General features: G+C 58.4%; 12 protein-coding genes. 4 read left to right on the forward strand and 8 right to left on the reverse strand.

What is annotated here, in order from left to right; genetic code table 11:
• From CBB91_RS04720 to CBB91_RS04745, 6 genes are all read right to left on the reverse strand, one after another.
• Positions 1 to 614, reverse strand: a 614-nt coding sequence (locus CBB91_RS04720; RefSeq protein ID WP_273012449.1) for an alcohol dehydrogenase catalytic domain-containing protein, incomplete at its 3' end; no start/stop codon positions are given.
• Positions 611 to 1,645, reverse strand: a complete 1,035-nt coding sequence (locus CBB91_RS04725) for an alpha/beta hydrolase (RefSeq protein WP_273012450.1) — start codon at positions 1,643 to 1,645, stop codon at positions 611 to 613. The genes CBB91_RS04725 and CBB91_RS04720, both read right to left, overlap by 4 nt.
• A 73-nt stretch (positions 1,646 to 1,718) precedes the next feature.
• Positions 1,719 to 2,345: a TetR/AcrR family transcriptional regulator gene (locus tag CBB91_RS04730; RefSeq protein ID WP_273012452.1), complete on the reverse strand. Its 627-nt coding sequence runs from the start codon at positions 2,343 to 2,345 to the stop codon at positions 1,719 to 1,721.
• 60 nt (positions 2,346 to 2,405) lie between these two features.
• Entirely contained in the window at positions 2,406 to 3,092 is a 687-nt protein-coding gene (locus CBB91_RS04735) for a DUF6498-containing protein (protein WP_273012454.1), read from the reverse strand.
• 613 nt (positions 3,093 to 3,705) lie between these two features.
• Positions 3,706 to 4,398 (reverse strand): M23 family metallopeptidase, encoded by a 693-nt coding sequence (locus CBB91_RS04740; protein ID WP_273012456.1) that lies wholly within the window; start codon positions 4,396 to 4,398, stop codon positions 3,706 to 3,708.
• A gap of 32 nt (positions 4,399 to 4,430) precedes the next feature.
• The gene (locus tag CBB91_RS04745; protein ID WP_273012458.1) at positions 4,431 to 5,762 is read right to left on the reverse strand and encodes an NAD(P)-binding domain-containing protein; all 1,332 of its coding nucleotides are present in this window, start codon (positions 5,760 to 5,762) and stop codon (positions 4,431 to 4,433) included.
• A 91-nt stretch (positions 5,763 to 5,853) separates the two neighbouring features.
• Here CBB91_RS04745 and CBB91_RS04750 point away from each other — a divergent pair, with 91 nt between their 5' ends.
• From CBB91_RS04750 to CBB91_RS04760, 3 genes are all read left to right on the forward strand, one after another.
• A complete protein-coding gene (locus CBB91_RS04750) occupies positions 5,854 to 6,333 on the forward strand; it encodes a PaaI family thioesterase (protein ID WP_273012460.1) in 480 nt (159 codons plus the stop codon).
• Positions 6,333 to 6,773 carry a PaaI family thioesterase gene (locus tag CBB91_RS04755; protein ID WP_273012461.1) on the forward strand — a complete coding sequence of 147 codons (441 nt, stop codon included), beginning with the start codon at positions 6,333 to 6,335 and terminating at the stop codon, positions 6,771 to 6,773. Before CBB91_RS04750 ends, CBB91_RS04755 begins: the two co-directional genes overlap by 1 nt.
• A 30-nt stretch (positions 6,774 to 6,803) precedes the next feature.
• Positions 6,804 to 7,262 (forward strand): DUF6265 family protein, encoded by a 459-nt coding sequence (locus CBB91_RS04760; protein WP_273012462.1) that lies wholly within the window; start codon positions 6,804 to 6,806, stop codon positions 7,260 to 7,262.
• Between the two features lie 24 nt (positions 7,263 to 7,286).
• Here CBB91_RS04760 and CBB91_RS04765 read toward each other — a convergent pair whose 3' ends face one another.
• Both CBB91_RS04765 and putA read right to left on the reverse strand, forming a co-directional pair.
• A complete protein-coding gene (locus CBB91_RS04765) occupies positions 7,287 to 8,156 on the reverse strand; it encodes a DUF3298 and DUF4163 domain-containing protein (RefSeq protein ID WP_273012463.1) in 870 nt (289 codons plus the stop codon).
• A gap of 12 nt (positions 8,157 to 8,168) precedes the next feature.
• A complete protein-coding gene (gene putA, locus CBB91_RS04770) occupies positions 8,169 to 11,303 on the reverse strand; it encodes a bifunctional proline dehydrogenase/L-glutamate gamma-semialdehyde dehydrogenase PutA (protein ID WP_273012465.1) in 3,135 nt (1,044 codons plus the stop codon).
• Between the two features lie 226 nt (positions 11,304 to 11,529).
• Between putA and CBB91_RS04775 the strand changes: the two genes are divergently transcribed.
• The gene (locus CBB91_RS04775; RefSeq protein WP_273012467.1) at positions 11,530 to 12,636 is read left to right on the forward strand and encodes a glycosyltransferase family 1 protein; all 1,107 of its coding nucleotides are present in this window, start codon (positions 11,530 to 11,532) and stop codon (positions 12,634 to 12,636) included.
• Positions 12,637 to 12,638: the final 2 nt, after the last annotated feature.

Raw genomic sequence — 12,638 nt, forward strand, 5'->3', positions numbered from 1 at the left:
GCAGTCAATGTCTTCACCTTGTCGCGAAACCCCTGGCTGACATTGATCACATAATCAGCGCCGTGTGCCAGCACGGTATCGAGCTTCTTGTCCGAAGCTGATGTGGCGATCACCGTTGCGCCCAAAAGTTTGCCCACATCCACCGCCGCCATGCCTACACCGCCGCTTGCCCCGTGCACGAGCAATGTTTCGCCTGCCTGCAAGTTTGCCCGGCGTACCAGGGCCACATAAGCGGTCAGGTATGCCGCTGGATAGGCCGCTGCCTCTGCAAGTTCCATTGTCTCTGGAACACGGGACAGTCCCGCCGCCGGCAGCACAGCGTTCTCAGCGAAAGCACCTGTCTTGTTGCCGCCCACGACGCGATCGCCGGGCGCAAACTCAGTAACGCCTTCGCCAACCGCCTCCACAATACCTGCGCATTCCATGCCCTGCGTAAAGGGCAGTTCGGGCTTCATCTGGTACTTGCCCTGGCTCATCAAGAGGTCGGGAAAGTTCACACTCGCCGCAGAGACGCGAACGAGCACCTCCCCCTTTCCGACCTCCGGAATAGGAATGTCTTTCAGGGACAGGCCTGAAAAGTCGTCCGTCAGCGTATCACAGACGAGCGCTCTCATAGTTTGGAGACGAGGTCTTTCACCATGCTTGCAATCTCAAGGCAGGCTTTGCGCGAACCGGGAGAGAAACCCGTGAAAGCGGTGAACGCATGCGGCAACGTATCATAGCGTTTGTGCACGACCGGAACCCCGGCCTTTCCAAGACGCTTGGCATATTCATCACCCTCATCACACAGCGGATCATGCCCCGCAGTGATCAGGATAGCGGGCGGCAGACCGTCAAGCTCCGCCGTCTGGCCCGGAGAGAGCAACGGATCTGCCATATCGAAATCATCCGGCAGGTATTGCTCCATGAACCAGTTCATTGTGTCGGTACTGAGGGAAAAGGTTTCGCCAAACTCGGTTTTTGACGGCAGCTCCTCGACCATGTCGACCGCTGGATAGATCAGCAATTGGTAGACCGGCAGCGGCTTGTGCTCTCGCTGCATTTCCTGCGAGATGATGGCTGAGAAATTGCCACCCATACTATCCCCGCCCACGGCAGCCATACCTTCCGGCGCACCATAGTCGCCGGCGTGGCGAACGCCCCATTCATAGGCCGCGATGGCATCGTCGATCCCGGCCGGAAACTTGTGCTGTGGTGCCAGGCGATAATCAACCGACAGGACAGGCCCACGCGTGACCGATGCCAGGATGGAACACCAGGCATGACAGGTTTCCAGATCGCCGACGACGCCGCCGCCCATATGATAGTAGACGAGCAGAGGGACCGTCGCGTCCTGTCCGGCGGGTTTGTACAGGCGAACGGGAATCTCGTTCCGGTCCGGACCCGGAATGGTGAAGTCCTCAGTCGAAACGCCAGGCTCCAGCGGCGCAGCCATCATGGCCAATTGGTCTCGCACGGCGGCCTGCACGGTTTCTGCATCCAGAGACGACATGGGCGGTGCATTGCGCCCATTCCAGGCAACCAATTGCAATTGCGGCTCCAATACGCGGCCGCGCACTTCGACTGGCTTGCCGCCCGCCATGCGTACCAGCAATCCGTCCGGAAGCTTGAAGATGAATTTGGTGATCAATTGCTGCAGGCTCATGGTCGCCTCCCGTCCTGTCTTGTCGGCGGGAGCTTAGACCTGTCAGTGTGTTCACGCCAAGAGGCGTTTGACCTTACTTTGCGGCAATCTCCCGTACCCCCGCCAGCAGCATGGCGGTAGCGAACTGTGTTGCACCATCAACGTCCACAGGGCGTCGCATGAGCATATGCTCGCCCATTTCNCGCGCGATNNCGATNGCNGCNGCCGTNAGATANGCNGTGTCGATCTTCGGGCCGTCCTCGCCAGACAGNACATGCTCCAGATCGGCCCGGATCTCNTCTGCNACCGCCAGCATNTCCGGNGTGTCCACCCGAACNCCGATCAGCGCCAGATGTGGCGCGCCNTTGCGGATCGGCTCTTCATTTTCTGTCGCGATAAANCCNAAATAGGCCCGGTAGGCGTCATGGACATAGGTCTCGAAATCCGTCGCATAGGCCCGCACATCCTGCAGCCGGGACCGAAACCGATGCGTGGAATCCTCGGCAATCGCCTGGAATACTTCTTCCTTGGATTTAAAGTAATTGTAGAAGGTGCCCGCCGCGAGCTCGGTTTCACGAATAATGTCGCGCACCGTCGTCGCCTCGAACCCGATCCGCGCAAACACACGGCGCCCTGCCTCCAGAATGGCACGGCGGTTGGCGGCCTTGGACCGGGCACGTTTTCCCGACACGCCGGACAGGGNTTTTGCAATCGATGTCATACACGCTTTTCCTTGAGGAAGCCCCGCATCATGGCCAAGGCGTCATCANGCGTCAACTTTTTAGACAGTTGAGCCGAGCTCATCCATCCCCNCNCCNATNTCGCGGTCTCGCCTGTGCTGGCGATAGGCAGACAAGNCGATGCCGAACACGACCCGCATCAGGATCAGCANNAGCACCCCNAAAAGCGGCTCATNCGNGCCAAAGGCNANCANCGCGCCGAGAATNATGGCGACGTGCAGCGTTACGATACGCCCATACGGAGAGAACATTTCCGTCGCCAGATTGGCCTTGCGAAACTCGCCGCGTATCAGGAAATCGCTGACATAGAACACGCCATTCATGATCAGGATTGCGAGCACGAANTANGCCATCCCCTGCCCGGACCCGAGGGCCCAGGAAATCAAGTCACCGACGCCAGGACTTCCCACACCGCCATCCATTGCAAAGGCGCGCAGGAACACGCCGTGGCCATAACAGAACATGCCATAGTGAACGGTGAAGAACGGCACCATGAAGATTGCGCCGAATACATTCGCGACATTCGCAAAGCCGGTGGCGACAATTCGCAACACGGTGAACAATCCGATCACCAGATTCTCCAGCCAATAGAGNGCGACAAGCGGCGTCGCNCCCCAGCCAAAGACCAGAACGGCGACAATCGGCAACAGGTCAACGACCAGTGACGCCACCGCCAGAGGGTCGCGATAGGTCCGNGCGATCAGGTCTGGATCGAAGAAAAATTTCACTCGATTTCAAGGCTCGGAACAAGTTCAGGCATCGGCTCGATCGTCGGCTCGTAGCGGAACTCATGCCCCGGCTTCCAGCCATCACGTGTCTCGAACTCCGAGACCGANACGAGCGCCCCATCCTCCGTCAGACGCCCTGTCGAGCGTACGCCGATGATGTCNTTCAGGCCGGTGACCGTCTCGTATGCCGTCCAGCTACCATCGTCGTTCAGCGTGAAACTGCCGGACGTCCTGAAGCCGGCACTGGTAATGTAGACATAATCCAGTTCGCCCGAAGCGCGATTCTTCTGAACATAGGTGACCCCACCATAGGACCCATCGGCCAGCACATGNCGATTCACCAGAACAGAGCNGCCNAGATCCCAATTCCATTCAGAATAATCAGCAGGCTGTCCCTGCGCCTTGTCGGCGTCACCCGGCTCACCATACCAGCGCGTGCCAACCAGGCTGGCCAGCATGCCGAACTCGCTGGCGATCGCACTGTCTTCAATGATCGGAGCGCTTGTTGAAACCGGCGCCGCTGCAGNGTTTTCGGCCGTCGCGCATGCNCCCAGCATCATCACAGATGCCGCTCCGGCTATCCACAGTCCCCTCATGTCTCGTCTCCCCGTCCCTAATAGGCTTGAGCATACTCATAGGGAGGAAATGTGAAAGGGTCGCGCGGTGACAAACCCTTGGAGCCNCTGGGATTGTTGTAATTGCCCGTCAGGATTTCGTAATGGATATGGATGGCTGTGGCGTTGCCGCTGGATCCCATGAAACCTACGGGCTGACCAAAGCCGATCTCTCCACCCTTCTGAACGCCGGGCTGAATGTAAGCGAGATGGGCGTAGCGCGTGTAGACGCCCTTGCCATGATCAATCAGCACCATATTGCCATAACCGGTTGAGACCCGCGCTTCGATGACCCGCCCCGGTGCAGCCGCGTAGATTGTGCTCGCCGGACGCGACTGCAGATCAATCCCGTCNTGACGACGCCCGAACCGCTGGCCGAAACCCGATGTCAGGCAAACATCATTCGCGGGCGCCGCAGCCAGCGGTACACCGTTCACCACCACAATAGGCTTGTAGTTTATCACCCAGCCATCCTCATCCACGAGCGGTGAATTGGAGACACGAATGCCATAGCAGGCCCGCAGATACGCGTTCGGNTCAAACGGCCCTTGTGCGGCTGCTCCGGCCGCAGGGGCNGGCGCAGGCTGCGGGCGCGAAACCGTGGATTCAGAAGGGTAATGTANCTTTACCGGTGCCGGAGATGCGCAGGCAGCCAGGAAAAGCGTCGCAGAAATCAGGGGCAAACGGGTCATGGACACCATTTATGCCCTGAAACCGGTTAACATCAGGCAACGACGCGGGCTCGCTTCGCGCCCCGTTCGATTTCCTTCATCAGGTCACGACAATAAAGGTTGAAATCGACCTGCATCCGGTGACGCGGACTGTCGTAGAAATGACCAAGATGCTGCTTCTCGTCCTCTTCGGTAATCCGGTCCATCTCCGNTTCTGACGGAAATGCGTAATCCCCATTCAGCGCCGCCGCGACGAGCTTGGATTGTTGCTCAGCGAANTTCACGAGTGTCGGCAGCGGCTGNGCGAGACCCAGGAAGAAGATGGTTTCCCGTCCCGGCTTCACCATCCGCTTGAACAGGGGGAAGACGTTTTCCTTAGGCGTCAGGTCATCCTGCTTCAGGAANGGGAAGGTCACATTGTAGCCAGTCGCCCAGACAATCGCGTCNATCTTCTCTCTTGTACCATCCGTGAACACAACACCATCGCCGTCAAGGCGTTCAATACCCGGTTTCGGAGAAATGTCTCCACAGCCGACCCGCGTCAGGAATTCACCGGATACGGAGGGGTGACCATCCAGCGGTTCATGATCCGGCTTCGGAAGTCCGTAATCTTCCATCATGCCAATCGTCTTCTTGATCTTCTTGCGGGCAAGCGCCCGCCCGATTTTCGATGGCAACCATGCCGGAAGCACGGCCTTGTCCGCTGGCTGGCCATCCATGTATTTCGGCATCACCCATACGCCGCGGCGCATTGAAATGAACANCTTNTCCGCGAGNGGCTTCTGGGAAAGTTCCGAGGANATATCCATNGCGGAATTTCCACCGCCAACCACCATGGCCCGCTTGCCGCGGAAGTCGAAAGGCTCGAATGGATCCGTGTAATTGTGGGAATGGACCTGATACCCGTCAAAGCTTCCGGGATATTCCGGCATGCGCGGATCCCAGTGATGNCCATTNGCCACGATTACCGCATCATACTCCCGGCTTTCGCCGGTCGACAGCGTCACCTTCCAGCGTCCGCCCGGCAAATCCTCTACTTCGGTTACGGCCGTGTTGAACGTGATCGTCTCCCGCAAACCAAAATGATCGACATAGTCGTGAAAGTACTGAAGCAGCTGCGCATGATGCGGAAAATCCGGCCAATCCTCCGGCACCGGATAGTCCTCAAAGGCCAGTCGCCACTTGGACGTGTCGATATGCAGGGATTGATAGCAGGACGACGCNCCATTGGGGTTTTTGTAGTACCAATTNCCGCCAATATCGTCTGACATCTCAAAGCAGTCATATGGGATGCCATAATCCTTGAGGCGCTTGGCCATCGTAAACCCGGAACATCCCGCTCCGATGATACAGGTCTTTGGCTTTGTAGCTCCGTCGAATGGCATCTCATTTTCCTCCAGGTGAGCCTTTTGTTTTCGCTCTTTTCCTGATGATGTTATCCGGGCAGAACGACTCGTCAAATGAATGAGGGCCAATATGAGCGATGACGCCACGTCACCTCCCGAACCTTGGGAACTGATGCAAGAGAACATCGAAATGCTGAGCGGCGGTATCCCGTGGGGACGGCGCATGGGCTTCCGCTTCACCAAGATCGAAAAAGGGCACTCATGGGGGATTCAGCCCTGGAAAGAGCGCCTGGTAGGCGATCCGGATACGGGCGTTATTCATGGCGGTGTCCTTACGGCATTCCTNGATAATCTGTGCGGCACCGCCGCCAGCTCGGCGCTGTCCAAACCGCGCTTTGTCGCCACGCTCGATTTGCGGATCGACTATATGCGCCCTGCCGAACAGGGTCGGGACATCATCGGCGAGGCCGANTGCTACCACCAGACCCGCAATATCTGCTTCACACGCGCCTGGGCNTATCATGAGAGCCGTGACCGGGTGATCGCCACAGCCGCAGGCGCGTTTGCAATCAACAAGCCGCGTTCGCTCGACAGTATGAGGGCCATGTGATGGCGGAAGATATGAAGCTGACCGAAGCCAGCCGGGCAGACGAAGTCCGCGCTTTCGTGGACCGCACACCGCTGGCGCAGGAAATGGGCCTGCGCTGCGAAGTGATGGGCGATGAGATGACGATGATCATGCCGTATCAGGAAAAACTGATCGGCAACTTCATGATCAAGGCCATTCATGGCGGCGCTATCGGAGCGTTCCTTGAGATCACGTCTCAGGCCCAGGTTTTCCTCGTAACAGANCATCTGCTGCGCCCGCCTCGCCCNATCAANCTCACNATTGATTACCTGCGCCAGGGCCACGCCAAGGATCTCTACGCCCGTGCAGAGATCACCAAGATGGGCCGCCGCATGTGTTCTGTCCGTGCCGAAGCATGGCAGGATGAGCGCTCGAAACCCGTCACCACCCTGATGGCGCATTTCATGGTATCAGGAGATTAGGGNGCATCAGAAGCGAAGGGCGAACTGGTNATGAAACATGCGCTAANAGCGCTCGCCTTTTGTGCTGGATGCACATCCACTCAGTTGCAGGCTGCCTCGCCGGCCGCTCCTCCAGACCACCCGCTTGAGTGGATAACCGGCTGCTGGATCAGCGAAAGCGGCGCGGCCAAAGAGGTCTGGTCAGAGGCCGAAGCGGGGTATCTGTTCGGCTATGCGGTTACGCTTAAAGAGGGAGGCGTCAGTTTCTTCGAACAGATGCGCATCCAGCCCGGTCCGCTCTATGTGCTGAATGTTTATCCCAAGGGGATCGGTCCCTCGAAATTCGTCGAAAGCCTGCAAGGCGACCAATCCATCACGTTCATCAACGCTGCGCACGATTATCCCCAATTGATTCATTACCAGCGCCTGGGGGACGAACTGCACGCCCANATNGCGCTGNAGGATGGCACCAACCGTCGCGATTTTGCCTATCAATCCTGTATAGATTGACGAAAATTCCGGCGGGTCTGGCTCTTAGTCGCCGAGACGCTCTACCTTCACCGGCTCACCATCGAACAGGGCCATGTATTGCTGCTTTAGCGTATCCCGGAACAGGTTTTGCGGAATGGTGACATGATAAGCGCCCTCCGCATACGACCCTATATCATAGGGCGCAAAGTGAACGGCATACCCACCAAATTTTCCNGGCTTGTCGGAAGGNACAAAGCTTGTCTCACCGGCCAGAACCATATCTGCACTGACCAACTCCCGCGCTTCGGCCTCAAAACGNTCNAGCTGTGACNCGCTGCCACTCTTGGCGGCCTTCTGCTTGGCGATCTCCTGCCAGACGACAGGCATATGAGCCTCAATGGCGGCCTGCGGTTTCTGGAAGAANCGGCTGAGGCGCATCGGCTCCCCCGTCGTGGCATCATACAGTCGGCCATCGGTAAAATAGTTGCCATGGGCGCCGCCGGTAAATGTGTAGTGAAACCCTTCAAGGCTCATGATGTTTCCAGCTTCGGCAACAACATCCCATTTTATGCGGAGCCCATAGGCCCGGAAATAGTCCGGATCGGCTTCACGATAAGCCTTGGCGTCTTCGGACATGGCCTCGATCCTGATCTGGGCACTTTCGACCAGATCCATTCCGATTGCAGGNGCCTTCGCAAAGGCCGCCTCATCAATCTCGACTTCNGCCAGCAGATANTCTTCCTCGACGATAATCTCACGCGGCAGATCATCGACCGATGCAATGGTCGCCACGTCGAGCGACGCATCATCTCCGCCAGCCTCACCTGGGCCATCTTGAGTTTCGGACACATCCGAAAGNTCCCGAACCTTCTTCTGGCATCCCGNCGTCAGCAGGACAGCNCCTGNCAGTGCTGCCAGAACAAGCTTCTTCATGCGGGACCTCCGTTAAAGGCTGAGCAGTTCGGCATCTCCGCCCTGCGCGGTGATGTTTACCGTCAGAGTGCGCTCAGTTGCAAACCGATGCAAGTAGTGAGGGCCGCCCGCTTTCGGGCCTGTGCCAGAGAGCCCCTCGCCGCCGAATGGCTGAACACCCACAACTGCGCCTGTCATCGTGCGGTTCACATAAGTATTGCCGACCGGACACGCTTCGCGCACTTCACGCTGGAAGCTTTCGAGACGCGAGTGGACACCAAGTGTCAGGCCATAGCCCTTCCCTTTCAGAGCAGCGCCAACCTCAGTAATATCGTCCGGGTCGTAGCGCAGCACGTGAAGGATCGGTCCGAACTTCTCCTCGGAAATCTGGTCGATGGATCTCAGCTCGATCAGGGCCGGGCCGAAGCCATATCCCGTTTCGCCGATCTTTCCGGCCGAAATCTGGTGCAAAACGGTCGCCTCTTCCTTCATCGTCTGGACATAGGCCTGCAGCGATGCACGTGACTCGGCATCGATCACTGGCCCAAGATCCGTGCGGGGCAACCCGGGATCATCCACGATCAGCTCATTCATCGCACCGATCAGTCCCTTGATCAGCTCATCAGCGGTATCGTCCGGCAGGAACACGATGCGGAGTGCCGAGCAACGCTGGCCAGCTGAACCGAAAGCTGACTGGATCACATCGTCGATGACCTGCTCGCGAAGCGCGGTGGTGTCCACAAACATGCCGTTGAGACCGCCCGTCTCTGCAATCAACGGAATGATCGGGCCGTCACGGTCTGCCAAAGTCTTGTTGATGATGCGCGCCGTCGTCGTTCCACCTGTAAAGCAAACGCCCGACACGCGAAGATCACTGATCAGCTTTGCACCCACACTCTCACCGCCGCCCGGCAACAGGTGCAGCGCTTCAACAGGCAAGCCAGCCTTCTGAAACAACTTCACCGCTTCAAACGCGATCAGTGGGGTCTGCTCTGCTGGTTTCGCAACGACCGAATTTCCTGCCGCGAGCGCCGCCGCTATCTGCCCTGTGAAAATGGCGAGAGGAAAATTCCAGGGGCTGATGCAGCAGAAGACGCCCCTGCCGTGCAGGGAGATATGGTTCGTCTCTCCTGTTGGTCCCGGCAGTTTCTGGGCAGTGGTAAACTCGGCCTCAGCCTGCATTGCGTAGTATCGGCAGAAATCGACGGCCTCCCGCACTTCGGCAATTCCATCAGCGAGCGTTTTGCCGGCTTCGCGTGCCATGAGCGCGATAAGCCGCTCGGCATTCTCTTCAAGAATATCCCCCATCGCGCGCAGATGCTTCGCTCGTTCGGCGCCNCCAAGCGCGTCCCAAGCCGGTTGGAATTTCACCGCAGNGTCCAGTGCCTTGTCGATATCGTCTTCCTGCGCCTCTCGGCAGCTGCCNAGAACCGTTTCGGTATCAAACGGCACACGGACCATATCACCGCCGCCGGTCACGGCTTTTCCGGAAACGATCGGGCCAGCGGCAATGGCNGGGCTGTCGCGGAAGCTNTTGATCGCTGCGGCCATGTCNTCNCGCACGCTGCGCTGGCTGAGATCCAGGCCAGAGGAGTTGCGNCGTTCGGCACCNTAGAGGCGNGGCGGAGTTGGAATGCGAGGATGGCGCCGGGGCCCGACTTCAACCTTCACAATCGGGTCGGCGACAACCTGTTCCGGTGGCACGTCCGGGTCGAGGAAGGAATGAACGAAGCTGGTGTTGGCNCCATTCTCCAGCANGCGCCGNACCAGGTAGGGCAACANATCNTTGTGGGCTCCGACCGGCGCATAGACGCGTACACGGCGACCAAGTCCGGCCGCGCCGTAGAGCGCTTCGCCCATCCCATGCAGGCGCTGGAATTCGAACGCCGAATTGCCAATCTCTTCCGACAGCATCTCAATTGCTGCAACCGAGTGTGCATTGTGTGTCGCGAACTGAGGATAAATCGCATCCTTCGCTTCCAGCATCTTTCGNGCACAGGCCAGGAAATGAAAGTCCGTGCCCGCCTTCGTTGTGAAGACCGGAAAGTTCGCATACCCCTCGATATGCGCATGCTTGATTTCGCTGTCCCAATACGCCCCTTTGACCAGGCGCACCATGAAGCGATGCCCTGTCTGGGCGGCCAGATCCTTCACACGTTCGATTACATCGCCCGCACGCTTCTGATAGGCCTGAACGGCCAGACCAAGACCATTCCAATCCTTCAGTGATGGCTCCCGCGCCAGTCGGTCAAGGATTTGCAGGCTGAGAACCAGACGGTCTGCCTCCTCTGCATCGAGACAGAGATTGATATTCGCCTTCGCAGCACGTTCACACAATTCGAGCACGGATGGATACATTTCATCCATGATCTGGGCCCGGTTCACTGCTTCGTACCTTGGGTGAAGCGCGGACATTTTAACGGAAACGCCATTCGCTTGTTCGGGCGGCGTTGACGGGTCCTTGTCAGCGGCCACGCCGTCAATCGCATTCTGATAGGCTTTCAGATACCGGATCGCATCGTCTTCCGTGCGCGCACCCTCCCCCAGCATGTCAAAGCTGAAATGCGCAGCATCCCCGGCCTTCACCATCCGGCGCCCGCGCTTCTGAGCGTCTTTCACCGTGCGACCGAGTACAAATTGCTCGCCCATGATGCGCATTGCCTGCATCATGGCGGCGCGGATAACCGGTTCACCGCTTTCGCGGATCAGTCCCTGAATGAATTTTGCTGGTCCCTTTTTCAGGCTGGCGGGCACACCAATCACCTGCCCGGTCAACATCAGACCCCATGTCGAGGCATTCACCAGCCAGGATTCCGACTGCCCCTGATGGGCGCTCCAGTCGCCGGAACGGATCTTCTCGGCAATCAGTTCGTCGCGCGTCTCGGCGTCCGGCACACGCAGCAAGGCTTCGGCCAGACACATCAGCGCGAGGCCTTCCGCATTGGACAGGCCGAACTCCTCCAGGAAGCTTTCCATCATGCCTTTGTCACGGCCGCGGGCGCGCGCTGTCTCAACCAGTTCGAGCGCCCGACGCATCGTCGCCTGTCGCAAATCGTCTGAGAGTGGCACCTGTTTGAGCAGGTCCTCCAGCAGGGCCTCCTCGTCAGCAAACTTGATACGGTCGAGGGAGTGCCAGTCGATTTTGTCCAGCGCGAGCGTGTCAGCCATAAAGAATCCGGTTCAGTTCGTGTGAGCCTTGGGGCGAGAGATCAATTTTCAGCCTGAATCGACACAAACCGGGCAAGTTCTGCCCTGATCTGAGCCTACTCAGAAATTTGTATATCTTTTCAAATGTCCCAATGCGAGAGAAGTTCAACGCAGAGGCGCCTCTTTACGCAGTCGGCCAACGCGGTCACATTGGCGCCCGACTGCTGGGGCTGTTGAAGGAGCGCTCATGCGCATCATGCTCGTAACCGACGCCTGGGATCCGCAGGTTAATGGTGTCGTGCGCACCATGAAGCGCGTGATCCAGGAAACCGAGGCGATGGGCCATGTCTGGGAGATCGTGCATCCCGGCCAGGGGTTTCGGACGATGCCATTGCCTACCTATCCGGAGATCAAGCTGGCCCTGTTCGCCCGCCGCCGGATTGAGGATCGGTTCCACGAGTTTGAACCCGACGCGATACATATCGCGACAGAAGGCACACTCGGTATGGCAGGGCGGGCCATGTGCCTGACCGTGAAACACCCCTTCTCGACCGCCTACCACACACGCTTTCCTGAGTATGTCTCAGCGCGTCTGCCGATNCCGACACAGGCTGGCTATTCCTTTGTGCGCTGGTTCCACAAGTATTCGGGCAAGGTCATGGTGCCGACGCCGTCCATGGTGAAAGAGTTGGAAGCGCAACGCTTCATCAATCTCGTCGCCTGGAGCCGCGGCGTCGATACCGAGATGTTCAACCCGTCTCGCCGTATCGAGGAAGGCCAGCCNGGAGATCCTTTTGAAGGGCTGCAACGTCCGATCTTCCTGAATGTCGGCCGCGTGGCGGTAGAGAAGAATATCGAAGCGTTTGCCGAACTGGATTTGCCCGGCACAAAAGTCATCATCGGAGACGGCCCGCAGCGCGAAGAGCTTCAGAAACGCTACAAGGACGTTGTTTTCCTGGGGGCGAAATTCAACGAGGAACTCGCCGCATGCTATGCAAGCGCAGACGTGTTCGTTTTCCCAAGCCTGACAGACACGTTCGGTCTGGTAGTGTTGGAAGCCATGGCATCGGGCACACCCGTCGCAGCCTATGATGCGACTGGTCCTCGCGATGTGATCCCCGGCTCAAATGCCGGAACGATTACCGCCGTTGGGGGAAATCTCTCCGAGGGCGCTGTCGCGTGCCTGGCGCTTAGCCGCGAAACCTGCCGCACCTATGCCGAGACATATAGTTGGCGAGCCTGCGCAGAAGCCTTCATCGAGAACCTGCAGCCACTGCCCGCGCCAGCCCGCAAACGATTCTGGCAGAAATTGCGGCTGCGACGGAAGAAGAAGCCGGTCCTGCCGACGATCTAAAA

Origin of the sequence: Hyphomonas sp. TMED31 (assembly GCF_002172815.1) — a bacterium.
GTDB lineage: Bacteria > Pseudomonadota > Alphaproteobacteria > Caulobacterales > Hyphomonadaceae > Hyphomonas > Hyphomonas atlantica.

What these genes read in the sequence shown, in the direction of transcription:
- CBB91_RS04725 (WP_273012450.1), bottom strand. Translation starts at nt 1,645, where the DNA reads ATGAGCCTGCAGCAATTGATCACCAAATTCATCTTCAAGCTTCCGGAC.